This is a genomic window from Sutcliffiella horikoshii, assembly GCF_044809035.1.
Classification (GTDB): domain Bacteria; phylum Bacillota; class Bacilli; order Bacillales; family Bacillaceae_I; genus Sutcliffiella_A; species Sutcliffiella_A horikoshii_G.
This window is the reverse complement of sequence record NZ_CP085237.1, coordinates 2123021-2147659: the sequence shown is the minus strand read 5'-3', so window position 1 is coordinate 2147659 and position 24639 is coordinate 2123021. Positions and strand designations below refer to the sequence as shown.

23 protein-coding genes are annotated in these 24639 nt (G+C 39.5%); 18 read left to right on the top strand and 5 right to left on the bottom strand.

Annotation, left to right across the window (positions count from 1 at the left end; all coding sequences use genetic code 11):
- The first annotated feature begins 11 nt into the window (after positions 1 to 11).
- Genes LG307_RS11155 through LG307_RS11140 form a run of 4 tightly spaced genes read left to right on the top strand, consistent with a single transcriptional unit; the run spans position 12 to position 3454 of the window.
- Complete coding sequence (locus tag LG307_RS11155; protein WP_404450323.1) at positions 12 to 842, top strand: electron transfer flavoprotein subunit beta/FixA family protein; 831 nt, start codon at positions 12 to 14, stop codon at positions 840 to 842.
- The gene (locus tag LG307_RS11150) at positions 839 to 1861 is read left to right on the top strand and encodes an electron transfer flavoprotein subunit alpha/FixB family protein (RefSeq protein ID WP_404450322.1); all 1023 of its coding nucleotides are present in this window, start codon (positions 839 to 841) and stop codon (positions 1859 to 1861) included. The genes LG307_RS11155 and LG307_RS11150 overlap by 4 nt, the downstream gene beginning before the upstream one ends.
- A 1-nt stretch (position 1862) precedes the next feature.
- Entirely contained in the window at positions 1863 to 3158 is a 1296-nt protein-coding gene (locus LG307_RS11145; protein ID WP_404450321.1) for an FAD-dependent oxidoreductase, read from the top strand.
- On the top strand, positions 3140 to 3454 hold the full coding sequence (locus LG307_RS11140) for a ferredoxin family protein (RefSeq protein WP_047968712.1): 315 nt from the start codon (positions 3140 to 3142) through the stop codon (positions 3452 to 3454). The genes LG307_RS11145 and LG307_RS11140 overlap by 19 nt, the downstream gene beginning before the upstream one ends.
- A gap of 138 nt (positions 3455 to 3592) precedes the next feature.
- Here LG307_RS11140 and LG307_RS11135 read toward each other — a convergent pair whose 3' ends face one another.
- Together LG307_RS11135 and LG307_RS11130 are read right to left on the bottom strand one after the other, a co-directional pair.
- Positions 3593 to 3931, bottom strand: a complete 339-nt coding sequence (locus tag LG307_RS11135; protein WP_404450320.1) for a hypothetical protein — start codon at positions 3929 to 3931, stop codon at positions 3593 to 3595.
- Positions 3932 to 4254: 323 nt separating this feature from the next.
- Positions 4255 to 4542: a hypothetical protein gene (locus LG307_RS11130; RefSeq protein ID WP_404450319.1), complete on the bottom strand. Its 288-nt coding sequence runs from the start codon at positions 4540 to 4542 to the stop codon at positions 4255 to 4257.
- A 112-nt stretch (positions 4543 to 4654) separates the two neighbouring features.
- On the opposite strand from LG307_RS11130, the gene LG307_RS11125 reads away from it, so the two are divergent.
- The 3 genes from LG307_RS11125 (at position 4655) to dat (ending at position 7304) form a co-directional block, all read left to right on the top strand.
- Positions 4655 to 5560 (top strand): DUF899 family protein, encoded by a 906-nt coding sequence (locus tag LG307_RS11125; protein ID WP_404450318.1) that lies wholly within the window; start codon positions 4655 to 4657, stop codon positions 5558 to 5560.
- Positions 5561 to 5657: 97 nt separating this feature from the next.
- A complete protein-coding gene (locus tag LG307_RS11120) occupies positions 5658 to 6422 on the top strand; it encodes an exodeoxyribonuclease III (RefSeq protein ID WP_404450317.1) in 765 nt (254 codons plus the stop codon).
- 21 nt (positions 6423 to 6443) lie between these two features.
- Positions 6444 to 7304 (top strand): D-amino-acid transaminase, encoded by an 861-nt coding sequence (dat, locus tag LG307_RS11115; RefSeq protein WP_404450316.1) that lies wholly within the window; start codon positions 6444 to 6446, stop codon positions 7302 to 7304.
- A gap of 23 nt (positions 7305 to 7327) precedes the next feature.
- On the opposite strand, the gene LG307_RS11110 is transcribed toward dat, so the two are convergent.
- The gene (locus LG307_RS11110) at positions 7328 to 8083 is read right to left on the bottom strand and encodes a helix-turn-helix domain-containing protein (protein WP_404450315.1); all 756 of its coding nucleotides are present in this window, start codon (positions 8081 to 8083) and stop codon (positions 7328 to 7330) included.
- Positions 8084 to 8271: 188 nt separating this feature from the next.
- On the opposite strand from LG307_RS11110, the gene LG307_RS11105 reads away from it, so the two are divergent.
- From LG307_RS11105 to LG307_RS11070, 8 genes are all read left to right on the top strand, one after another.
- Entirely contained in the window at positions 8272 to 9546 is a 1275-nt protein-coding gene (locus LG307_RS11105; protein ID WP_404450314.1) for a hypothetical protein, read from the top strand.
- A gap of 189 nt (positions 9547 to 9735) precedes the next feature.
- Positions 9736 to 10965 (top strand): aminopeptidase, encoded by a 1230-nt coding sequence (locus tag LG307_RS11100; protein ID WP_404450313.1) that lies wholly within the window; start codon positions 9736 to 9738, stop codon positions 10963 to 10965.
- A gap of 103 nt (positions 10966 to 11068) precedes the next feature.
- Positions 11069 to 11161, top strand: coding sequence for a YjcZ family sporulation protein (locus LG307_RS11095; RefSeq protein WP_010199532.1), 93 nt, complete (start codon positions 11069 to 11071; stop codon positions 11159 to 11161).
- An 83-nt stretch (positions 11162 to 11244) separates the two neighbouring features.
- A complete protein-coding gene (locus tag LG307_RS11090; protein WP_404450312.1) occupies positions 11245 to 12468 on the top strand; it encodes an NADH:flavin oxidoreductase/NADH oxidase family protein in 1224 nt (407 codons plus the stop codon).
- 126 nt (positions 12469 to 12594) lie between these two features.
- Positions 12595 to 13764 (top strand): M20 family metallopeptidase, encoded by a 1170-nt coding sequence (locus tag LG307_RS11085; RefSeq protein ID WP_404450311.1) that lies wholly within the window; start codon positions 12595 to 12597, stop codon positions 13762 to 13764.
- A 16-nt stretch (positions 13765 to 13780) separates the two neighbouring features.
- The gene (locus LG307_RS11080) at positions 13781 to 14785 is read left to right on the top strand and encodes an LLM class flavin-dependent oxidoreductase (protein ID WP_404450310.1); all 1005 of its coding nucleotides are present in this window, start codon (positions 13781 to 13783) and stop codon (positions 14783 to 14785) included.
- A gap of 310 nt (positions 14786 to 15095) precedes the next feature.
- A complete protein-coding gene (locus tag LG307_RS11075) occupies positions 15096 to 17075 on the top strand; it encodes a penicillin-binding transpeptidase domain-containing protein (RefSeq protein ID WP_404450309.1) in 1980 nt (659 codons plus the stop codon).
- Positions 17076 to 17094: 19 nt separating this feature from the next.
- Positions 17095 to 17373: a DUF1871 family protein gene (locus tag LG307_RS11070; protein ID WP_404450308.1), complete on the top strand. Its 279-nt coding sequence runs from the start codon at positions 17095 to 17097 to the stop codon at positions 17371 to 17373.
- A 42-nt stretch (positions 17374 to 17415) separates the two neighbouring features.
- Here the strand turns inward: LG307_RS11070 and LG307_RS11065 are convergent, their stop codons facing one another.
- Positions 17416 to 17946, bottom strand: coding sequence for a YceI family protein (locus tag LG307_RS11065; RefSeq protein WP_223493520.1), 531 nt, complete (start codon positions 17944 to 17946; stop codon positions 17416 to 17418).
- A 217-nt stretch (positions 17947 to 18163) separates the two neighbouring features.
- Between LG307_RS11065 and LG307_RS11060 the strand changes: the two genes are divergently transcribed.
- The 3 genes from LG307_RS11060 to LG307_RS11050 all read left to right on the top strand — a co-directional run bounded on the left by LG307_RS11060 (position 18164) and on the right by LG307_RS11050 (position 23183).
- Positions 18164 to 18931 carry a S1C family serine protease gene (locus LG307_RS11060; RefSeq protein ID WP_404450307.1) on the top strand — a complete coding sequence of 256 codons (768 nt, stop codon included), beginning with the start codon at positions 18164 to 18166 and terminating at the stop codon, positions 18929 to 18931.
- Between the two features lie 45 nt (positions 18932 to 18976).
- The gene (locus tag LG307_RS11055; protein WP_404450306.1) at positions 18977 to 21565 is read left to right on the top strand and encodes a DEAD/DEAH box helicase; all 2589 of its coding nucleotides are present in this window, start codon (positions 18977 to 18979) and stop codon (positions 21563 to 21565) included.
- Positions 21566 to 21692: 127 nt separating this feature from the next.
- Positions 21693 to 23183, top strand: coding sequence for a hypothetical protein (locus LG307_RS11050; protein WP_404450305.1), 1491 nt, complete (start codon positions 21693 to 21695; stop codon positions 23181 to 23183).
- A 37-nt stretch (positions 23184 to 23220) separates the two neighbouring features.
- Here the strand turns inward: LG307_RS11050 and LG307_RS11045 are convergent, their stop codons facing one another.
- A complete protein-coding gene (locus LG307_RS11045) occupies positions 23221 to 24564 on the bottom strand; it encodes an SGNH/GDSL hydrolase family protein (protein ID WP_404450304.1) in 1344 nt (447 codons plus the stop codon).
- Positions 24565 to 24639: the final 75 nt, after the last annotated feature.

The window sequence follows — 24639 nt, the reverse complement described above, 5'->3', positions numbered from 1 at the left end:
AGGGAAAAGATTTGCTTCACATTGTTGCCTGTATAAAGCAAGTACCAGATACGAAAGTAATTAAAATGAATCCAAAAACGAATACGATGGACCGAGCCAGTGCACCGGCGATATTAAATCCTTACGATGCCCACGCGGTAGAAGAAGCTGTACGCCTTAAAAATAAATATGGTGGAACCGTATCGGTCGTTACGATGGGACCGCCACCAGCGGTCAAAGCCATTCGAAAATGCATAGAGATTGGGGCCGACGAGGGATATATGATTTCTGACAGGGCTTTTGCCGGAGCAGACACTTTAGCAACCAGTTATGCACTGACAAAAGCAATCAATAAGATCAGTGAAATCAAGCCGGTCGATTTGATTATCTGTGGGAAAATGACCATTGACGGTGATACAGGACAAGTAGGGCCCGGTATTGCCCGGCGTCTTGATATCCCGCCTTTGACTTCTGTAAATAAAGTCGTCGAAATCAACAAAGAGGATGGCAATATGGTGGTTCATAGGAAACTTGAAGATGGGTATGAAGTCGTACAGACTACACTGCCTTGTTTGCTTTCCGTAGAAAAAGAAATTAACGAAGTTCCTTACTCCACTTTTCCTAATATGCTAAAGGCTGCGCGATATCAACCTGTCATCTGGTCTGTTAATGATTTAGAAGATATTGACCGGAAACAGCTAGGTTTAAAGGGATCACCAACCATTGTTGCAAAAGTTTGGGCCCCGCCAAAACCAGAAGGTGGAAAGCTACTTGAGGGCAACTCGGACGACCAGGTACAACAGCTGCTTTCAGTAGTGTTGGAAAAGAAAGAGTTGTTCGCAGAAATGAGGGGATCGAAGTGAGTTTTGAGGATTATAGCGGAGTCTGGGTTTTCATTGAAGAAAATGAAGGGAAGATCGCACCGGTTTCCTTGGAGTTGCTTGGGGCTGGGCGAACACTTGCGGACAAACGTGGAGTGGAGCTTGCTGGAATTATAATTGGCGAAAATGTCACAGGACTTTCAGATACAGTTTTTGAATATGGAGCAGATAAGGTTTATGTATATGACCAACAGATCTTTCAATTGTATCGTACGGAATCTTTTATGAAAGCACTACTTCACTGCAGTGAAAAGTACAAGCCGGAGATTATTTTGTACGGGGCCACATCAACTGGAAAGGACCTTGCTAGTGCTGTTGCGACGGATCTTCCAACAGGCTTAACTGCCGACACAACCGAACTGGATGTAGAGGAAGATACGGGATTACTATTGGCAAGTCGCCCGGCTTTCGGCGGGAATATCATGGCCACGATCCTCTGTAAAAAATACCGCCCACAGATGGCGACTGTACGGCCGAAAGTAATGAAAGCTCTGCAACCGGAGAAGGGCCGTACCGGTAAGTTAATTGCAGAGAATGTTGATATTAAAGAAGAGGATATGCGGACAAAAGTTTTAAAGATTGTCAGGGAAGCCACTAAGAAGATTAGGATAGATGAAGCGGATATTGTCGTAGCTGGAGGAAAAGGTCTTGGAAGTGAACAAGGATTTGAACTTGTCCATCAACTTGCAAAAACGCTTGGAGGAGTGGTTGGTGCAAGCCGTGATGTGGTGGAAGCAGGCTGGATCGAGCACCATCATCAGGTCGGCCAGACAGGGGTCACTGTTACACCAAAGATATATTTTGCCATCGGAATCTCCGGGGCCATCCAGCATATTGTCGGAATGAAGAACTCAGGAATGATTATTGCCATTAATAAAGATCCTGATGCGGCCATTTTTAATTCTTGTCATTATGGGATCGTCGGAGATGCTTTCCAAATCGTTCCATTGCTTGTAAAGGAATTTAACAAAGCTTTACACGGAGAGGAGGTTGAGGTTTAATATGCCGGAAAAGTTTGATTGTATCGTAGTTGGGGCAGGACCTGCGGGTATCTCTTGTGCATATGAACTCGCTAAGGGCGGAGCAAATGTACTTTTACTCGAAAGAGGGGAATACCCAGGATCTAAAAATGTAATGGGCGGAGTGTTATACAGAAAGATGATGGAGGATATTATTCCTGATTTTCATAAAGAGGCTCCGCTTGAAAGGCCGATTGTCGAGCAACGCTTTATGATGATGGACAAGGAATCCGCTGTTACGTTTGGCTATAAGGGCCTGGAGTGGGCCCAGGAACCTTATAATAATTTTACCGTCCTAAGGGCGAAGTTTGATCAATGGTTCGCTGGGAAAGCGGTGGAACAGGGGGCATTGCTAGTCAATGAAACGGTGGTTTTAGAATGCATTGTGGAAGATGGAAAAGTGATAGGCGTAAGGACAGACCGGCCTGATGGAGAAGTCTATGCGGATGTCGTGGTCCTGGCGGACGGAGTAAACTCCCTACTTGGTAAATCCCTTGGCTTTCACAAGGAATACCGGCCTGAAGAAGTGGCCCTTGCCACGATGGAAATCATTAAGCTGGACAGTAAGGTGATTGAGGACCGTTTCAACCTGGAAAAGAACCAGGGTTGTACCATCGAACTTTTGGGAGATGCCACAAAAGGCATTCTTGGGACAGGATTTCTGTACACCAATAAAGATACTTTAAGTATCGGGGTCGGAACACTTCTATCTGGATTAATCGAGCATAAGATAAGACCATATGAACTGTTGGAATATGTGAAGACACACCCTATGGTCAGACCCTACCTTGCTGGCGGGGAACCTGTTGAGTACCTGGCCCACCTAATTCCTGAGGGGGGACTCAAATCAATGGGACGCATTGTGGCAGACGGGGTATTGGTTGTCGGGGATGCGGCACAGCTTGTTAATGCTATTCACCGTGAAGGGTCGAACCTTGCAATGACCTCCGGAAGACTAGCCGCCGCGACCATTCTAGAGGCAATGTCTGTAGGGGATTTCTCCGAACGTACACTGGATCAGTATCGCGTTAATCTCATGAAGAGTTTTGTAGGCCAGGATATGAAAAAGTACAAGGATTCCACCCATCATTTTAATAAGTTTCCACAGTACTTCGACCAGTACATTCCGATGGTCAACCGAGCAGCAAGCCAAATGTTTACCGTAGATGGTCAATCTAAGTGGGAGAAGCAAAAAAAGATATGGAAGGATCTTGGCTCTCCGAAAGAAAAACTCAAACTAGCCCGTGATGCATACCGGGCATGGAAGGTGATGAAGTAATGAGTGAACAGAAAAAAGGTCAGTCTATCGAAGAAAAACAATACCTGGTTCGCTTTAATGCTGACACCAAATCTCATTTGACAGTAATGGATGAAGATATTTGTTTAACTAAATGTCCCGATAAAATTTGCACTATCTTTTGTCCGGCAGAAATTTACAAATGGGAAAATATTAGAATGCATGTCGGTTATGAAGGTTGTCATGAGTGCGGTAGTTGCCGGATAGGTTGTCCTCATCAGAATATTAAATGGGAGTATCCAAAGGGCGGGCATGGAATTGTGTTTAGATTGGCATAGAAGTCTATCGCATTAGCGGTGGGCTTTTTTTTTGTAAAGGGGATATTAATAAAGTTAGGATGAAGGGGCGTCATATGTATATTCTTTCACAAACGTCTGCAAAAAGAAAAACATGATGTTTTTCTTTTTTCTCATTTATTACCCTGCGATTGTATAAAGCTGTCCGGCACTGGCTATTCGTTCCACTTCAGAGGTGTAATCAATTGCTTCATCAATGGATAAGAAAAAGGTAGAGACATATAAGGGATGCTTATAATCAAAACCCCCGCCTATTTCTGCAGGGAACACGACTACTTGCCAATGGTAATAATCTTCTCCACTCCCCAACGCTCGGCCTTCAAGGGCAATTAACCAATGACTGTAATTGTCACAAACCTCAAAATCGGTCACTTTTTCTAAAAAAATTACGAGATCATCCTTATTAATGGGAACTAATGATTTAGGGTAAAATTCTCCATAATTTGGTGTTTCTCTCATAAACATCTCTCCTTTACATGAATTTTGGGTAAGTAGTAGTTGTATTATTATATGAGGGCCCACCTGAAATATTTTGCGTTTTTAGAAAATTTAATTTTTATTTCACGAAAAAAACCGAGTCCCAGCGGAACCCGGCCAATTCAATCATTTTATCTATGGTGAAAAAAGTCACTAAATGCCTTCACAAATTCAATCCCTTGAAATACTAGGAGACTAATAGAAGTGAACGAAAAAAAGCTGATAGCTATGATGCGAACCCATAACATGATCACATTCCTCCTTCATTAATTTTTTGGATAGGAATGAGGCAGATCAAAATCGCATCAAATATAGCTCCCCTGGTAAAAAACCGTCACAAGATGAAAGTTTAATTTGGAAAAGGGTTGTTCCCGAATAAGGGAGATGTGAATGTTTCTATAAAGAACACTGTGAGACATAATCCCAGTTATACCCTCGTCATCAGGATTTTCATTGACAGGTTCATTCTCCATCTCAAAATAAAAGGATTTCTCATAGATGCCTAGAATATTATTTGGAGGGGAAAGGTCAAGGTTATAAAGGACAGACGTTAGGAAAATAGTAAACATAGAAACTACTCTGAGTAAATTCATTACATCCCTCCCGACCAAACATAATGTTATTAACATCTTAAATGATTCACATGGTAAAGAACAGTGTATGTTTTTGACAAATTTCTTCTATTTTAATAAAGGAGTGGTCATATTGAAGCAAACGGAAATGTTAACAGAAATCCAACATTTGGAGAAAGAAATCCTGGAAAAGAAAAAGCAGTTGGCAGAATTGAAACGCAACATAGAAAAAGAAAAAGTAGATAATTATATCTTTTTATCTTTCGAAAATGGAAAGGTAAGCTTGGCAGAATTATTTGAAGATAAAGATGAGCTATTCGTGGTCCATAACATGGGGAGAAGTTGTTCCTATTGCACTATGTGGGCAGATGGGTTTAATAGTGTATACCATCATATTCGAAGAAAGGCGGCCTTTGTCTTGTCGACTCCGGATGAGCCTGAAGTGCAAGAGAATTTTGCAGCAGAAAGAAGCTGGAACTTCCCGATTGTCTCCACAAAAGGAACATCATTCAAAGATGACATGGGGTTTATAGTAAATGACGGGTTTTACCCTGGCGTGACGATTTTTTCAAAAGATGATAAGGGAATCATTTACCGCCACGCAAGTTCCTTTTTCGGACCCGGTGATGATTTTTGTTCTGTATGGCCGTTATTTGATTTGCTTCCATCAGGATATGAAGATTATAAACCAAGTAAAAAAATCAATGAGCGTTCGCCTTATCAGTTAACAAATAACATTGCAATTCAAGTGAAGGAATATGATAAAGCTATTGAATTTTATCACCAAATTCTAGGTTTGAAACCTGAAAAAAGTACAAATTCTGAAACACTATTTACTATGAATGGGATGAATTTTTATATGGAGAAACATAATAAGGGGCATGATCATTCCATATTTTTCGAATTCGCTGTTGAAGATATTGAAGATGCAAAGGAAGTTTTAATGGCAAATAACTGCATCATTACCAAAGAGTTCAGTGAAAAGAGTATGATGGTAAGTGACCCTTATGGTTTAAAATTTCATTTATTTCAAGTGTAATGGGCAAGGTTAGGATCGCTTTTCTTTTTGAAAAGCGGTTCTTTTTGATATACTGGGCTAAATATAGTAATAGTTTAGAAGGGAATAACATACACCTATGAAACTAGTATCTTGGAATGTGAATGGAATTAGAGCTTGTGTTAAAAAAGGGTTCTTGGATTATTTTAACGAGATGGATGCGGATATTTTCTGCATTCAGGAAACGAAACTTCAAGAGGGACAAATCGACTTAGATACGCCAGCATATTATCAATACTGGAACTACGCAATGAAAAAAGGGTATTCTGGCACAGCTGTTTTTACTAAAGTAAAACCGCTTCAAGTGCGATATGGATTGGATCTGGAAAAGGCAGAAGAGTGCGAACCGGAAGGAAGGGTGCTTACACTTGAGTACGAGGATTTTTTCTTAGTGAACGTGTATACTCCAAACTCGCAGCGAGATTTGGCCAGACTCCCTTTCAGACTGGATTGGGAGGACCGCTTCTTAGCTTACATAAAGGTGCTAGATCAGGAGAAGTCCGTTATTTTATGTGGCGACTTGAACGTAGCGCACACAGAAATCGACTTGAAAAATCCCAAATCTAACCGCAACAATTCCGGCTTTACGGAAGAAGAAAGAGGAAAGATGACAAGATTTCTTGGAGAAGGATTTACAGATACCTTCCGCCATTATTACCCAAAAACGACAGACAAATACACATGGTGGTCGTATATGAATAAGGTTCGGGAAAGAAATATCGGTTGGCGAATTGATTATTTCATTGTTTCCGATAAATTACGTGATGCATTGAAGGGGGCTGAAATCCACTCTCATATAATGGGAAGTGACCATTGCCCTGTTGTACTTATTTTGAATAAATAACGCATCTGGAGGTACTGAAAAATGAAAGTGTTGGTTAATGATAAAATGATGGAAAGAAACGAAGCAAAAGTGGATATTGAAGACAGAGGGTATCAGTTTGGAGACGGGGTATACGAGGTTGTGAACATTTATGATGGAGTTCCTTTTACCCTAAACGAGCATATTGCAAGGTTGTATAGAAGTGCTAATGAAATTGGCATTCAGCTAAATGAACAACCGGAACAACTTTGTAACAGGTTGATTGAGCTTATTCATGCTAATAATATGACAAAGGGAGGACTCTACCTCCAAATTTCAAGAGGAGTCTCTAACAGGTCACACCATTATGATCAAACACTAACTCCCCAACTTGTTGCATACCCACTTCCTTATAAAAGTGTAGAGGATGCGCAAACAAAAGGAGTGGAAGCAATAACTGCTGAGGACTTGCGCTGGCTTCGATGCGATATTAAAAGCCTAAACCTCCTCTACAATATTATGGTTAAGCAAAAAGCAAACGAGGCGGGGGCATTTGAGACCATTCTTATTAGAGATGGGATTGTTACGGAAGGGTCATCTTCTAATATTTTTATCGTCAAAGGCGGGATCCTCCAGACCCATCCAGCCAATAATTTAATTTTGAATGGGATTACGAGAACGAAACTTTTAGAAATTATGGATAAAAACGGTTGGGACTATAAAATCCAACCATTTAGTAAAGAGGAACTGATGGAGGCAGAAGAAGTATTCTTAACCTCCACAACGAGCGAAGTCATGCCTATCGTTAAAATTGACGGCGTCACATTTTCACAAGCAAAACCGGGACTATATACAAGCAAGTTTCAAGCAGCCTTCCGCGAAGCAGTCAAATCTGAAACGAAAACGACCACCGAAAAAGCATAGAGGCCATTCTCTATGCTTTTTGCTTATGTCTTGTTCACTTGCGAAGGGGGGATCCCCATCCACTTTTTAAACATTCTATTAAAATACGACTGATCACAATAACCTAAATGCTCAGCAATCTCCTTAATCGTCATCTTCGTTGTACTAATTAAGTTCCAAGCATTATTAATGCGAGTCTGATGAAGATACTGAATAGGCGTGATTCCTAGAACTTCTTTAAATAATACGGTGACATAATTCGGTGTAACCCCAATAAGAGATGCCAACTCTTCAATACTAATGTTTCGGCGATAATGCATTAGAATATATTCTTGCATGTCGCGGACAGAAGATTCTTTGACAGGGGAAGTATGCCATTCCGCTTTCTCTTGAGCAATCATAATCAGAAGCTCCAATAGGATATTCTGGGACAGTTCTTCATAATAATACCGTTTACTAAGCCACTGTTCATTTAAAAAAGTCAATCGTTGTTCATAATAAGCAGACTTTCTCGGTTTGAATAAAACAATCTCATCTTCCATAAAATGTTGATAATTTGTCTCATTTTTCTCAAATACAATGGTATATTTACGGTGACTTTCATTCTTATCATTTTTCCATGATCTAATGTACGCGGAGGGAATGAACAAAAGATCACCTTTTGTCAATAGCATAACCTGATCTTCCACTTGATAAAGAACTTTCCCTTCCGTTACATAGACAAGCGTATTCAAACCTTTAGCTTTCTCCACGTCCCAATGAGGGGAAATGTCGTAGAAAACCCCATGAATAATGGGCATTACACTCTCTCCATTCAATTAAAATCGATGAATTATCCAACTAGTATAGTTTTGTCTATTTTCACAGGACAATATATTTTGTATGATAATTATATCATTTTCAGTGATGAATTTGATTGCAAAAAAATATACATAAGCATGAAATATACAAAGTTCTTCCAATTTAATGGATGAAAGGGGAAAAAGAGATGCCAACCAACGAATATAAAAACCTACCGACTAAAGTAAAACAGTTTTTTGATCGACAATTTTTGGACTCCTACTCACTATTTGAGGCTTCCCGAAGTCAACGAACAGGTTTATATGCAGATGGATATATGACTCTTGGAGAAAACCCTGATTTCCGCTCCTCCATAGCTGCCACTGGTGTCGGCCTGATCAGCCTTGCTATTGCTGATTTGGAAGGCTGGGATGATCATGCAGTTGCTAAGGCTCTAATCACCATGCAAGGGGTATCCGGGGAGATAGAAGGCTGCCAGGTTGCCAGAGACGAAAAATCTGGTTTCTTTGCACATTTTGTAGATATGGAAACAGGTGAAAACCTTGATTCGGAGTTTTCTACAATAGATACGACCCTTCTCCTAACGGGTGCACTTTTTGCGGGAAATCATTTTGCAAAAAAAGAGCCAAGGATACTGGAAATGGCAGAAAATCTTCTTTCCTCCATTGATTGGAGTATCATAGTTGCAGACAAAGATAAAGGCGTTATTAACATGATTGCAAAGGATGGGGAGGGAATTGCACCTCTACCAGCTTATAATGAGTACGTAATGGTCTCATACCTTGCTCTATTAGGAAAACCACAAGATGAAAATATCCAGGCCTTATGGCTGAACAATTTTGCAGAAGATAAAATAAAGGAACTTCCGCAAGAAGAATTTCGCGGTCTTGCTATATTAAACGATCATCCTGGTGCATTTCTGTCTTCCTTTGTACAACAGTTTCCATATTATCTAGTGCCAGAATATGCAGAAAGTACAACTTATCTGGAGTATTATAAGAATGCATGTCTTGCAGATAGAATGAAATGGAAAGAGCTTGAAGATGTTCCCTCTTATATATGGGGGTATGGTGCAGGCCCGAATGATGGGCTGTTCGATGGCTATCATGCTGATAGAATCAACGATGCACCTCATAATATTGCCTCATCTTACATAATTGGGGGCTATCTGCCTGTGTATCCTGCAGGAATCTATGACCTGTACGCACAATATTCTCTGCACATCCCATATGATGTGTACGCTAACCCGGAGGATAAACAGGACGAAGAAAAGTTCAAAGCAGCATATAAATTCGGATTGCATCGCATTTCCTGGTGGCACCTCGAGCAACCAAACCGTTGGTATCCAACGAAGGTAACCCTTATCGACTGGAGCAGCATGCTTTATGGCTTGGCTGCATTCAAACACGGCATGTCATTGTTTAGCAGAAACCTACCAAGAGTAGGTGCGGTTTTGAAATAGTATAGAAGTCATTTATGAATTTTTGTGAACATGTGGATTGAAGAACTTGGAACGGAGATCAACAGTAAATGCAACCTTCAGGCAGGACCAACTATGGTTCCTGCCTTTTTGCGTTAGATAACTAGACAAATCCCGGTGAACATGATATTTTTTGGGAACAAAGGAAAATTCTTAGGGGGGATCTACATAATGAGCAATCTTGACACAACTATGGAAAAATACGCAGAACTAGCCGTAAAAGTCGGCGTGAACGTACAAAATGGCCAAACACTAATTGTAAACGCTGACATCGCGACAGCACCTTTTGTTAGGCTTGTTACCAAAAAAGCATATGAAGCAGGAGCAAAACTCGTTCAGATTGAATGGACGGATGAGCAGGTTACAAGAATTCGCTACGACCTGGCACCTGATGAGTCTTTTGAATATTTCCCTAGCTGGAGAGCGGAAATGCTTGAGAAGGCATATGAAGAAGGAGCTGCCATGCTAGCGATTACGTCTGTTAACCCAGACTTACTAAAAGGTGTAGATGCGACCAAAATTGCAAACTTACAAAAAGCTGCAGGCGAAGCGACAAAAGGCTACCGTAAAATGGTGATGGCCGATAAAATAAGCTGGTCTATAGTGGCAGTTCCATCTAAAGGCTGGTCAGCTAAAGTCTTCCCTGATTTAAAAGAAGAGGAACAGGAAGAAAAACTATGGCAAGCTATTTTTCATGCAACAAGAGCAAACCTTGAGGACCCAGTCCAAGCTTGGATGGACCATAAGGAAAAACTAAGTGAAAAAGTGGATTTCCTCAACAATAAAAAATTCAAATCACTCCACTACAAAGCTGAAGGAACAGATTTGACGATTGATTTAGCTGAAAAGCATGTGTGGATTGGTCCAGAAAGCATTAATGAAAATGGTGTTGCCTTTATTGCCAACATGCCGACAGAGGAGGTTTTCACCACTCCAATGAAGACAGGAGTTAACGGTACAGTGAGAAGCTCCAAGCCATTGAATTATGGCGGGAATATGATTGATAACTTTTCCATTACTTTTGAAAATGGAAAAATCGTTTCTTTTGAAGCGGAAGAAGGGTTTGAAACTCTGCAAAAATTGATTGAAACAGATGAAGGATCACACTTTTTAGGAGAAGTAGCACTTGTACCGCATGACTCTCCTATTTCAAATACCAATCTAATTTTCTATAACACGTTATTCGATGAAAATGCATCCCATCATTTGGCGATTGGGAATGCGTATTCTTTCGCACTTGAAGGCGGAAAACAAATGTCAGAAGAAGAACTGGAAGCAGCAGGGGCAAATTCAAGCATAACCCATGTGGATTTCATGATCGGATCAAGTGATATGGATATTGACGGGATCACCTTTGACGGAGAAAGAGTACCATTGTTCCGCCAAGGTAATTGGGCATAATCCACTATAGAGCATTCCATGCGTAAAAAAGATTCCATAGCCTATACGTAGGACGAGTATGATGCATAAATTGTATTGTAGTCTACGTGAAGGAGGGAATTGTATGTCAGGTGGAAATTATGGTGGAGGATTTGCGCTTATTGTAGTGCTTTTCATTATTTTGATTATCGCAGGTGCAGGAGCGTTAAGATACTAATTTAACAAATAAACGAATGGTTGGAGTGTTCTTCCAACCATTTTTTATATCCATGTTAGGACAAGCGTAGGGGAGGTAAAAGAATGGCTCAGTTACATGACAAATTGTTGCTTCCAAATCGGGCTGAAATAAAAAACAGATTTTTTAAAGCTGCGATGAGCGAAGGGATGGCAGACGAACAAAATAGACCAACCATTAAACTGGTTCGCCTTTATGAAACGTGGGCAGAAAGTGAAGCAGGTATTGTTGTGACAGGCAATGTCATGGTCGACAAACGTGCACTTGGTGAACCCCGAAACGTCGTTGTGGAAAATGAAAAAGATTTAGATTTGTTAAAGAGTTGGGCAAAGGCGGGAACAAAGAATGGAACTCACCTTTGGATGCAAATCAATCATCCAGGCAAACAGGTATTTAAAGGAATTGTAAAAGAAGCGGTGGCTCCGTCCAAAGTGGAGTTTAATCCAAAGCTTCAACGTTACTTCCCTGTAGCGCGGGAGCTGCAAGAAGAAGAGATAAAAGACATCATCCAACGATTTGCCAATACAGCCAAAATTGCTAAGAAAGCTGGATTTACAGGTGTTCAACTCCATGGTGCGCATGGTTATCTCATCAGTCAGTTTTTATCACCCCGACATAATAAAAGGACAGACAAGTGGGGAGGTTCACTCGAAAACCGCATGAGATTTCTGTTGGAAATCTATAAAAAGGTTCGAGAAGAAGTTGGTGACGCTTACCCGATTGGAGTTAAACTTAATTCTGCAGACTTTATGAAGGCAGGATTTTCAGAGGAAGAAGCATTACAGGTTATTCAGGCGTTAGACCAACTGGGAATAGACTTAATTGAAATTTCAGGGGGTTCCTATGAAAGTCCGCAAATGACGGGGGTAAATGTAAAAGAGAGCACCAAAAGACGGGAAGCGTACTTTCTTGAATTTGCAACAGAAGCTAGAAAGGTAACAAAAGCACCCCTTGTAGTCACCGGAGGATTCAGGTCTTTAACTGGAATGAAGGAAGCAATCCTAGAAGGGGCAACATCCATGATAGGACTGGCTCGCCCAATGGCAGTCTATCCCTATCTCCCTAAAGAACTTCTCCAGGGTATAAGGGATTCTATTGAACTTTCACCAAGAAAGACAGGAATTAAACTTGTGGATCAAACCGCTATGCTGGAATTGACGTGGTATAGCAATCAGTTAGAGCGAATAGGAAAAGGCAAGGAAACAAATCCAAGACTGTCTCCTAAAGTGGCATTAATACAGACACTATGGAAAAATGGTTTGGATGTCTTTCAGATGAGAAGAGTATAGGTATAAGGAGCTTCCAATACGATGGGAGCTCCCTTATTTATTTTGAGGCAAAATATTATTATTTGAAGAAACTTCATGTTACTATATTTCCATTCACTAAATAAATTGTCCGAAGGGGATTAATAAATGAAGCAAATCATAACAGATTTCCTTGATTCTCATAAAAATGATTTTTATGAGATTAGTACATATATAGGAGAAAATCCTGAACTTGGACATGAGGAATTCAAATCAGCAAAAGTCCTTTCAGATAAACTTTCTGAACACGGTTTTAATGTGGAAATGGGGATTTGTGATCTGCCAACTGCTTTTGAGGCTGTTTTTGACAGTGGTAAACCAGGGCCAACCATCGGATTTATGTGTGAATATGACGCGCTACCTGAGATCGGGCATGCTTGCGGCCATAATTTGATAGGTACGATGGGTATTGCAGCCGGGATTGCCACTAGTAAAGTATTAAAAGAAACAGGAGGCAAAGTGATAGTCTACGGTACTCCCGCCGAAGAGACAAAAGGCGGCAAGGTGACAATGGCGGAGCAGGGTGTCTTTGATAAATTAGACGTAGCCATGATGGTCCACCCATTGCATTCATATGTGAAGAGTGGTTCCTCGCTGGCCATGGATGCCATTCAATTTGAATTCTTTGGAAAACCTTCGCACGCAGCGTCAAACCCTGAAAAAGGAATAAATGCATTGGATGCTGTCATCCAGACTTTTAATGGCATAAATGCATTAAGGCAACATATTACAAGTGATTCCCGTATCCATGGAATCATTCCTGAGGGCGGGAAAGCCGCCAATGTGGTACCGGATTATGCTGTTGCTCAGTTTTACGTTCGTGCCAAAACACGCAGTTATGTGAATGAATTGGTAGAAAAAGTGAAATCTATAGCTGAAGGTGCTGCACTGATGACCGGAGCAACCATGAGAATGTCTAATTATGAACTATCCTACGATAACATGGTTACTAATGAAACTTTGTCGGATATATTTACAGAACAACTGATTTCACTAGGAGTGGAATCCGGAGAGATTGTTGAAAATAGAGATGGATCCGGCTCGCTGGATATGGGAAATGTAAGTCTAGTAGTTCCATCCATACATCCATATATAAAAATTTGTAATGAATTATACAGTTGCCATACCACTGAATTCCGTGATGCGGCATTAAGTGAGCAAGGAAAAGAAGCAATGATCCTTGGAGCAAAGGCGATGGCAACTACCGCATATGAACTTTTAACCAAACAAGAACTTCTTATAAAAATAAAAGAAGAATTCGATAAAGCTCCAAAGTAAGAAAGGAGAATAAATAATGACCGTACAAAATACCCAAATCCCATTATCTGTATTGGATCTGGCCCCAATTGTAGAAGGAAGTAATGCTCAAACATCTTTTAAAAACAGTGTGGAACTTGCACAACATGTGGAAAGTTTAGGATTTACCCGCTATTGGCTAGCAGAACATCATAACATGAGAGGCATCGCCAGTTCTGCCACTTCTGTCGTGATTGGGCATATAGCTGGTGCAACTAAAACGATAAGGGTAGGATCCGGCGGCATTATGCTTCCCAATCATGCCCCGCTTGTCATTGCAGAACAGTTTGGAACGCTGGAATCCTTGTATCCTGGGAGAATCGATCTTGGCCTCGGCCGGGCACCAGGAAGTGACCAGCTTACTGCTGCGGCACTTAGACGAGAACGCAGATCAGGAGGAGAGGACTTCCCTAATCAGTTAGCGGAATTACGCTCCTATTTTCACCCTGATGGAACCACAAGAGTAAAAGCGATACCTGGGGAAGGATTGGATGTTCCGATTTGGTTGCTCGGTTCAAGCGGTTTCAGTGCAAAACTGTCTGCAGAACAAGGTTTGCCGTTTGCGTTTGCCAGCCATTTTTCTCCAGACTATACCTTGCCTGCCCTGCAACTCTATCGTAATTCATTTAAACCGTCTGAGCATTTAGAAAAGCCTTATGCCATGATTGGCGTGAATGTAATTGCCGCTGATAGTGATGAGGAAGCTGAATATTTAGCAACGTCTATTCAGCAACAGTTCCTTAATTTGATCCGTGGCAACCCAGGCCAGTTGAAGCCACCAGTGGAAGATATGGACTCTCTTTGGAGTGAGTATGAGAAGCATGTGGTTGCACAACAGTTAAAATATACAGTTACAGGTAATGCAGAAACAGTTAGAGAAAAGCTTGAAGCAATAATGGAAGAAACACAAGCAGATGAACTAATTGTGAATACTCATGTATATGACCAGCAAGCAAGGTTAAAATCATATCAGATTTTGGCAGATGCTTGGTTTGGACAATAAAAGCAAGATATTTAGATAGACTTTGACCTCTACTTTTAGGAGTAGGGGTTTTTGTTTTGTTATTGGGAAACAAGATTAGTATTAGCAGTAACTTATTACGTTTGGAATGAAGACCTCTTTTTACTAAAATCTAAGAAGCAGAGGTCTTCATACCGCTTATGAGGACTTCTCTCAGCTAAAAACTGTTTCCCTGAGGTCTTCATGAAGGCTTAGCTTGATATTCCAACAAACAAGTGAATCTTTTTCCTTTAACCAATTTGGAAATTCATGTATCCTTAAAGCAAAGAGACAAAAGAGGGTGGGGGCTGCAATGAAAAAGATATTATTTATGATAATCATGTTGTTTATACTAGCCGGGTGTCAAAAAAAACCCGTCAATCCTTACGATGTATTAAACGACTACATAACCACATGGGAGGAACAAGATTTCTCAAGCATGTATGAGGAATATCTCCAATCGGGATCAAAAGAAAACGTACCACTGCAACTTTTTGAAGAAAAGCATAAAGAGGTTTATGACCTTTTTGAAATGGAAAATTTAAAAGTAGAAGTGTTAGATAAAGAGGTTGAGTGGGAAGAACAAGAAACCGTCACCATTCCGGGTAAAATCACTTATAACACATTTGCTAGAAAAATAGATTACGAAGTAAATTTTGTCTTGGATAAAGTGTTGGACGAAGAAGAAAACGAACAATGGTATATCCAGTGGGAGCCGAGTTTTATCTTTCCTGAATACGATTTGACAGATGAGTTTGTAATAGATTATACCGAAGCATCTCGAGGTGAAATCTTAGACAGCAAAGGGAACAAGCTAGCTGCTAATGAGGAAGTAATGAATCTTCAAATTGTCCCAGGTGAATTTAATGCAGAAAGAGACTTGAAAAAACTCGCTGAGATGATTGATATGTCAGAAGAAGAAATTACAAGTCTTTATACATTGAGTTGGGCCCAGCCTCATTATGCTATGCCTATCAAAGACTTCAGAGAAGATGAAAGGGGTCTAGTTCTAGAATTAATAGAAATCGAAGGAGTTACAAATGGAAGATCTATAGAACGTGTTTATCCTTACGCAGAAGCTACTGCTCATTTAGTAGGTTATATAACTGAGGCTAGTGCACAAGACCTTGAAGATTTTGAAGGTTATGAACAGGGTGATAGATTAGGTGTAACGGGGATTGAAGGATTGTATGAAAATGTATTGAAGGGTAAGAAAGGCTTAGAAGTAACACAGATAGAAGAGGATGGTTCTGAAAAAACTATAGCAAGAACAGAGCCGGAGCGAGGGAAAGATATTACCTTGACGATTGATGTTAACATGCAACAAAACTTATATGATGTTATGAAAGATGATGCCGGGCAGGCAGCTGTCATTGACCCAAGTACTGGGAAGGTGTTAAGTCTTGTGAGCACACCAGCTTATGATCCTAACACTGTAAACATGGGGACATCACTTAGCAAGAAAAAGAAGCTGGACGCATTTAAAGAGGCAGGTATTAACGCTAGTGAAAATCGCTTCCGTGGTACCTATTCCCCAGGCTCCACCATGAAACTCCTAACTTCAATAATTGGTCTTGAAAGCTCAAAACTTGACCCAAATCACCAATATGATATACCTGAAAAACAATGGGAGTTCAAAGGCAGTAAAGTAACTAGAGTTTACGAAGATGATAAGAAAGTAAATCTTGTAAGCGGTCTGAACAACTCAGATAACATTTACTTCGCTAAAGCTGCGATAGATATTGGAATAGAGGAATTTGAAGAGGGATTGGCGAAATTAGGAATAGGGGAAGAACTTCCTTTCGCATACCCTCCAGTAAACGATTCTCAAATTTCCAATTCAGGCTCCTTTGACAATGAGGTACTATTGGCACATACTGCTTATGGCCAAGGTGAAATCTTGTTAAACATTGTACACCTTGCGAGTATTTATGGAGGAGTTGTGAATGACGGTTCAATGATGAAACCTTTATTGATTGAGGAGGAAACATCAGAAGTCTGGAAGGATATAGTGTCCCCTGAAAATGCTAAACTTCTTCAGGACAATCTCAGAAAAACTGTCACAGAAGGAAAATCAAATGTTGCTAATTTACCTGGCCGTGAAATTGCAGGAAAGACAGGAACAGCTGAGATTAACAAAGATGAAAGAATGGAGAACGGACTATGGGTTTCTTACGATCAAAAGGACCCGACATTATTGACGGCGATGTTGATTGAGGATGTAATTGACAGAGGCGGAAGCAGATACACAATAGAATTAACAAACAAATTCTACGAAGCTCTTTCAAATTAAGCAGGGGCAGGTGTTAAAGATGGAGAGTTTTATCAGTGTATCCATGCAAAGAAAAAAAGATATCGTCATCAAGGTTATCAATGAATGGGACCCGATGGACCTTCTTGCAATGGGAGCAGGAGAAGATAGGTACCGAATGGAAATTGATAAAATTGTAGATGCGCTAGATCAAATTAACTCGGTAGATGAATTAGCAGTGTATATCAAACAATACATGGACGCATCTTTTTCAACCGATTTACCCCCTATAACCTGCTTACAAGTAGCAGTTTTAATATGGGAAGAAATAAAAGACTAAACAAAAAGGGAATTGCCATTAACTAGCAATTCCCTTTTTTATTTACCCCTTTGCAGCCTGCAATTGCAATGCAATCTTAATTTGATCTCCAACTAGAACTCCACCGGCTTCTAGTGGAGCATTCCACGTCAAACCATAATCACTGCGCTTAAGTTTTCCTTCTACTGCAAAACCTGCTTTTTCATTTCCCCAAGGATCTTGACCAGTTCCTTCAAATACAACGGAGAATGTTTCTGATTTTGTCGTCCCACGAAGAGTAAGATCTCCTGTTACGTTGTATTCGTTATCGTCTGTTTTTTCAATGGTTGTCGCTTTGAACGTCATTTTTGGATGGTTATCCACATCAAAGAAATCTGCAGAGCGAAGGTGAGCATCGCGATCACTGCTACGTGTATCAATACTTGCCACATCCACTGTAAACTCGATATCAGCCGTTGTTAAATCTGTTGGATCCGCTACAATTGTTGCATCATATTCATGAAATCCGCCTTTAACTGTAGCGAACATCATGTGCTTCACTGAAAAGTCCACCGTACTGTGGGATTTGTCAACATTCCATACTGTTTTTGCCATAATCATATTCCTCCTAAATTCCCTTTTAGTAAAATATCTTTAATTCGAGATTTATAACTTCAAGATAAATTATATGCTCGAGGTGCAAAATTGTCAACAACTATTTTTTCCTATTATTTACTCTGTTTTAAAAATATGAGATGCAACTCGTGACAAGGGAATATTCTTATGATATGTTGCAGGAAACACCAATTTAAAATCAGAGTGGAGCTGTAAAATGGACGAAAAAGATCAATTAGAGGAGTTCGAGGAGCCTTCATTGGAAGATTTTCAAATAACTGAAGAGGAATTAGCAGCAAAAGCAAGGAAAAAACAAAAACGAAAAAAGGCAATAAAGTACATAGCATTTTTTATCATATTGGCCTTATTAGTAAATATATGGGGCATTTTTCCCCGTACCGTTAATATCCCATCTATACAATTTTTGTTAAAATCTAATGAATTATCAAAAGATAATGATATACAGGCATGGAAGGAAGCCGTAGTAACCATTAACGGAAATGGGCGAAAAGGAACAGGATTTATCATTGATCCTGCTGGATTAATTGTTACAAACTTTCATGTTATTGATAAAATGAAAGAAATACAGGCTTCCTTATCAAATGGAGAAATATACTCAGCAGAAGTTTTAAAGGGAAATCCAGAAAATGATATCGCATTGTTAAAGGTTACTGCACAGAAAGAGAATTTCTCATCACTTCCGTTAAGTGATCAAAAGATTGAACCAAATCGACCTATCTATATTATTGGAAACCCACTCGCACATAATTTTATTGTAAATGAAGGCACTTCCGGAGAAATGATTCGTTCCTCTTTACATTCAGACGTTTTACTCATTGATGTGCCTGTACATTCCGGTAACAGCGGGAGCCCTGTCCTTACAGAGGAAGGTCTGGTGGTAGGAGTGGTATATGCAACAACAGAGGAAAACAAGGGATTGGCAATACCATCAAAACAAATACTAGAGCTTTTAGACATAGATTAAGACCAACATCTAAAGTCTCTAAACATAACTAAAGGAGACTTCATCATGGACAAATTAAACATCATTCATTCTACATCCCTGGATCGAACTAAATTTAAGATTGAAGAAGATATTCAACAATATTTTGAAACCAAAGAGGATTTACCAACCTTTGGGGAGTATATGGAGGATCGAAAGCACTACGTGGGACAGATCTGGTATAATGTTTGGCTAAATAAAGTAACAAATGACATTGCCAGAAAAGAGAAAAAACAGATTTTGAGCGCACGGGGCTTTGAAGTAGAAGGAATAGACAAGAAAATTATTAACCAATTATTTAAAAACGAAATGAGAGAATATAACCCCTTTAATGCTGTGGAGTGGTTGCTGAGTTCCTCGAATACAACCCCATCCGTATGGGAAGAAAAATATATACTGGCCCGTAAATATTTTCAAAAAAGAATGGAAGAAAAACGGCTGCAACTTCGAATGGATGCTGTTATAAATACGGTTGATCAGGCTGCTCATAAAATAGTAGAGAAAAATCAAACAAACTATTTTTTATATGTAAGACACTTTGTTGCAAGGATAGTAAAAGAGGACTTATTGAATAACCAAAAGTTTGAGGAAACAGGTTCCTACAAAAGAGAAGAGGTGTTAAAAGAGGCCGGCCCTATGGATGAATCTGACTATCACACTATGAAGGATTTTTTTAGTGAGCTGACAGGTGCTGTTCATCAGAGTTTTGATTATTATGAGGAATATTTGGAGTATGAAACATATTATTTCTTTTATGAAAAAAGGATTACTGATTTTCTTTTTGGTTTTCTTCCGGGACTAATAATAAAAGAACTTTCCAGTGACATTTTAACAAACTACGAAACCCTCACTTCTGAAGAATTTACTTTATCAAAGCTCAGAAAGATCCTTGCCAACTCTTTCTACTTATTGGTCAATGACTATATGGAGCAACTACAAGAAGAATTTGTTGCAGATCTGCTAGTACTTGCCGAGCAACCTTTCGACTTAGAAGTACATGAACAGTACCTGCAGAGGGATATCCATGATCGGAAACGTAAAGAAGAGGAGATCCTGGCAGAAATTCAGCGAAAACGAGAAGAAGAGGAAAGGATGTTAGAAGATATTTTCGGAAGGGAGTACTTACCTTCCAACGGTAGAAGTACCCGGTATGTTATTCATATTGGGGAAACAAACACTGGAAAAACTTTTCAAGCATTGCAGAGAATGAAAGAAGCAAAAAGCGGATTATATCTTGCGCCATTGCGCCTATTAGCCTTGGAGGTCTACGATACACTAAACTCGGATGGGGTCCCATGCTCGCTTAAAACAGGGGAAGAAGAGAAACTGTCCCCAGGTGCGACCCATTTCTCTAGTACGGTCGAAATGTTTTATGAAAAAGATCATTATGAAGTTATCGTGATTGATGAGGCACAAATGATCGCGGATAAGGACCGAGGTTTTTCCTGGTATAAAGCCATTACTAAAGCAAATGCGGATGAAGTTCACATTGTAGGAAGCTTCAGCATGAAGGAGATGGTCATGCAGCTTCTTGGGAATGCGAATATTGAAATCCACGAATATAAAAGGGACACACCTCTACAAGTGGAAGACCGCCCGTTCACTCTGAGAGATGCCAAAAGAGGGGATGCGCTTGTCTGTTTCTCTCGTAAGCGTGTGCTTGAAACGGCATCTATTCTTCAGAACAATGGTCATCAAGTCAGCATGATTTATGGAAGTATGCCCCCTGAAACTAGAAAGAAGCAGATGCAACGATTTATTGACGGGGATACAACAGTAATTGTAGCTACAGATGCTATCGGGATGGGTTTAAATTTGCCAATAAGAAGAGTTGTCTTTTTACAAAATGAAAAGTTTGATGGGACACGAAGAAGACGTTTGACTTCACAAGAAGTGAAGCAAATTGCGGGTCGAGCAGGACGAAGAGGAATGTATGATGTCGGAAAAGTCGCATTTACAGGAGACATAAAAGCAATGGAACGCCTCTTAGGTGGGAAAGATCGTCAAGTGCATACTTTTGCTATTGCCCCAACAAGTTCTATACTGGAACGGTTTCAAAAGTACTCCAACAAACTTGGTGAATTTTTTGAGCTCTGGGGTAAATTCGAAAGTCCTGTAGGTACAGAGAAGGCCACCCTAACTGAGGAACAGATTTTGTACGAAACGATAGAGGACACCATGATTGAAGCAAGATTGACGGTTAATGATTTGTATGGCTTTTTACACCTGCCGTTTTCTACAAAAGAGCAAACACTTGTGAACCAGTGGAAAAAAACGATGGAAGCTATAGTAACAAGAGCTGAATTGCCGGAACCGCTCATGAATAAAGACAACCTGGAGAATGTAGAGTTATCTTATAAATCCATCGGGCTTCACTTGCTTTTCTTGTATAGATTGGACAGAAGAACGGAAGCGGCTTACTGGGAAAAAGTAAGGGAATCTTTCAGCGATGAAGTACACGAGCGACTGCAATCAGATGTTAAGATGATGACCAAGCAGTGCAACAAATGCGGCAAAAAGTTGGATGCGGAATTCAAATATGCAGTATGTGATGCATGCCACTTTTCAAAGCTCCGAAAAAAGCATAAAAATTTTCATATTAAACGCCCATTTTAATCTGATTAAAGGGCAATTAACAAATGATTCTCGGAATTTGCGGGAATCATTTTCTTTATTTTTGAATGTTTCTTAAAATATTTAATACAGTATAAAAAGGAGTTTCTGTGGGAGAGAGGTGTTCATCGTGTCTACTTGGATTTTGCGTGGTGAGTCAAAAAATATACAATCAAACACCATTTCTTATCATTTAGATATGTATGAACTTGTACATATAACTAAAATGAAGGAAGGGGACAAAGTATATTTTTGTGATCATTCTGATTTTATATGCATTTGCAAGGTGAAAACAATTACCATGTACAATCACATTATCATTACGTTGGAAATAGTAGAGCAGGGAGAGCCCATTCCATTAAGGTATGTAAGAAAGCTATGGGGTCTGAAAAATCTGGATATTTTTAAAATAGAGGATATTAAGGTACTAGCGCTTGAAAAAGATGAGGATGACATTTTACATTCTTATTGGAAAGTTCCAGGAACAGTGGAAGGCTTGGTGAAATACGATTACTTGGATATACATTTGTTTTTGTACAGTCGAGTTGCAGAAGTTTGGATAGGAGATATAGAAGAACAACGATCAAGATATCAATTCTTCCATGCTTTTAGAAAAGAAGAATATTTATCTATAATGAACTGGGAGGATTTCCAAAATTTCAAAGAGCATACGTCGTTTTTACAAACAACTATGCCTATGGAAAGGTTCTTTTCTGATCAAAAAGCACCGATAGAACGCTATAGACAATATTTTATCGATTTTCTTTTTGGTGAAGATAGTATTGATAAACGGTTGGACGGTTTTTACAAAGATCCTGTACGAAGGTTAATTGGTTTTGGTAATAAAGAACTTGGTGAGTTAATTCATTATCTTTTCCCGAATTTCTTTTGTCGGTTTACCAATAAAGAGTTGATGGCTGTAGAAAGATTGTTTAAAGACGCATCCTCATTGAAGAGTACATATACCATTGGAACTAAAATTTACCATTACCAAAAATTAATCAACGAAAGCTATTTGATAAGTAAGTATTTAAATATTGTAGGTAGAAAGACAGATTTGCCGATATATTATGAAATCAATTGTTTCTTGCAATATGTTTACGATACACTTCCTGAATATGTAAATGAAAATGTGGAAGAGGAAAATGAAAAATATGAGATGAAAGAAAATAAGAAATATTGGATTTACACCATTCAAAATGAGAGGGATGCCAATTCTTTTTTTGAAGAAGGGATGCTTACTTTTCATCATGGAAAATTGGGGAATATCAGAAACTACTCCTCTCGAAAAGAAATATGGAATAGTTACAGGCAAATTTATAGGGCGACCAAAATACCATATTTAGAGACTTCTGCTTTGTATCAATTTTGTCATGAGATGGAAGAAGGGGATTATGTTTTTGTTAAGAATGAGAAAGAGCAGATTGTGGGCTTGGGCAGGGTTTGCTCCCCATACATGTTTCCGAAGTTCCCTAACTCTCCATCCTTCAGAAAAGTTGAATGGATTCGAACTGGAAACTGGACTGTAAATGGCATGCTGTTCTCTAGAAAGCCACTTGTCAATATTACAGCTAACCAAATTTCATTATCCTATCTGTTGGATATTATTCCTGAAAGGTAATAAAGCACCTCACTGGACTACAGTGAGGTGCTTTTTGTTATTGAACACTACTTTTTCTTTTGTGAATCCTTACAATTGCCATGTATGCAAATCCAACAAACAGTAAGCCTGCTCCCAAAACTAAATAGTTATTAGAAGGTGTAGCTGTATTCGGAAGTTTATTGCCACTCTTAACTACTGGTTTTTTTTCTACCGGTTGTTTCGTTTCCTCTTTCTTTACGGGTGGAGGAGGAGTGTTATCGTCCTCTTTAGCAGGTGGTTCCTCATCAACTGGAGGTTCCTCTTCCGCAGGTGGTTCTTCTTCTGCAGGTGGAACAATGTTTGTAATATCAATTTTCTCAAGAGCATAAAGTTGTTGGTTATGAAGCGCTAAAACAGTATAGGTACCGTTCTCGGTTACTTCAAAGGAGAAAGATTCAATAATTTCATTTCCGCCTGCACGGAAATCTTCTATTAACTTATCACCTTTTAACCAGAAAAGATGTTGAACATCTTCCTTATTTTCAGTTTCAACATAAACAGTAACTGGCCCTTCAGTCTCTTCGGACGTTGAGGCAGAAAGTTTAATTGCAAATACTGGCTCTGGTTCTGGCTCTGGCATTAACTCAACTAGTTTTTGTGTCGTTATAGTCGCCAATGCAGCATGTCCTTCTGGAGTAGGATGAATGTCCATTGGGAAAACGTAGCTACTTTGATTACCATCAAATACTGAATAAGCATCAATGATAAAGACTCCGATGTTAGATAAGGCTTGTGACTGAGACGCCATTTCAACGTTGACAGCCGCAGCAATTTGTCCTCCCACAGTATTTAAAAAGGAGCCAAAAGGGCTGACATTTTGATCTACAGCTGGGAATGGATTGTATATATTATAGATAAAAATTGGTGCACCTGAATTTGATCTTATAGTTGCAAAAATCGAAGTTAGGTTACTAGCTAAATCTTGACTTGCTTGTAATGCGTTAGCCTGCATCTGTGCAAGTAGAACTGGATCTGTGATAGGCGTTTGATTTTTTAATATCTCACTAAAGCCAATAGCTTTTAAGATATCATTACTACCGATATTTATGGTGATTAGATCTGCATCTTCAACTTCCATTAATACCTGAGCGTCCAGGCTACTTAATAAATCTTTAGAAGTAGCACCCGGCATGCTTAAATTAACAACATGTTGATTACCACCTAATATTAAATTAGGAAAGGCAATAGGTGATGGTGACGTATTAGGTTTACCAGTTTCATATCCAAATGAAATAGAATCCCCTAGTGATACAATCTTGGCTTTTGGTTCAGATGTTTCTTCTGCAAAAACAAAGTTGGAGGCAAAAAGGTTAAAAACGAGCAACACGGCAAACAACAATGACAGGTGTTTCAGCTTCAACAAAAAAATCCCCCTTGAATCGTTATGTATTCACATAAATTTACATGAATCTTCCACATTATAAGTCTATATGTC

Bases quoted from the DNA above. Each gene is read 5' to 3' on its own strand.
- LG307_RS11110 (WP_404450315.1), bottom strand. From the start codon at position 8,083: ATGCCCATTATTCATGGGGTTTTCTACGACATTTCCCCTCATTGGGAC.
- LG307_RS11100 (WP_404450313.1), top strand. From the start codon at position 9,736: ATGAGCAATCTTGACACAACTATGGAAAAATACGCAGAACTAGCCGTA.
- LG307_RS11140 (WP_047968712.1), top strand. From the start codon at position 3,140: ATGGAAGGTGATGAAGTAATGAGTGAACAGAAAAAAGGTCAGTCTATC.
- LG307_RS11085 (WP_404450311.1), top strand. From the start codon at position 12,595: ATGAAGCAAATCATAACAGATTTCCTTGATTCTCATAAAAATGATTTT.
- LG307_RS11090 (WP_404450312.1), top strand. From the start codon at position 11,245: ATGGCTCAGTTACATGACAAATTGTTGCTTCCAAATCGGGCTGAAATA.
- LG307_RS11075 (WP_404450309.1), top strand. From the start codon at position 15,096: ATGAAAAAGATATTATTTATGATAATCATGTTGTTTATACTAGCCGGG.
- LG307_RS11055 (WP_404450306.1), top strand. From the start codon at position 18,977: ATGGACAAATTAAACATCATTCATTCTACATCCCTGGATCGAACTAAA.
- LG307_RS11060 (WP_404450307.1), top strand. From the start codon at position 18,164: ATGGACGAAAAAGATCAATTAGAGGAGTTCGAGGAGCCTTCATTGGAA.
- LG307_RS11135 (WP_404450320.1), bottom strand. From the start codon at position 3,931: ATGAGAGAAACACCAAATTATGGAGAATTTTACCCTAAATCATTAGTT.
- LG307_RS11070 (WP_404450308.1), top strand. From the start codon at position 17,095: ATGGAGAGTTTTATCAGTGTATCCATGCAAAGAAAAAAAGATATCGTC.
- dat (WP_404450316.1), top strand. From the start codon at position 6,444: ATGAAAGTGTTGGTTAATGATAAAATGATGGAAAGAAACGAAGCAAAA.
- LG307_RS11130 (WP_404450319.1), bottom strand. From the start codon at position 4,542: ATGAATTTACTCAGAGTAGTTTCTATGTTTACTATTTTCCTAACGTCT.
- LG307_RS11065 (WP_223493520.1), bottom strand. From the start codon at position 17,946: ATGGCAAAAACAGTATGGAATGTTGACAAATCCCACAGTACGGTGGAC.
- LG307_RS11145 (WP_404450321.1), top strand. From the start codon at position 1,863: ATGCCGGAAAAGTTTGATTGTATCGTAGTTGGGGCAGGACCTGCGGGT.
- LG307_RS11105 (WP_404450314.1), top strand. From the start codon at position 8,272: ATGCCAACCAACGAATATAAAAACCTACCGACTAAAGTAAAACAGTTT.
- LG307_RS11080 (WP_404450310.1), top strand. From the start codon at position 13,781: ATGACCGTACAAAATACCCAAATCCCATTATCTGTATTGGATCTGGCC.
- LG307_RS11120 (WP_404450317.1), top strand. From the start codon at position 5,658: ATGAAACTAGTATCTTGGAATGTGAATGGAATTAGAGCTTGTGTTAAA.
- LG307_RS11095 (WP_010199532.1), top strand. From the start codon at position 11,069: ATGTCAGGTGGAAATTATGGTGGAGGATTTGCGCTTATTGTAGTGCTT.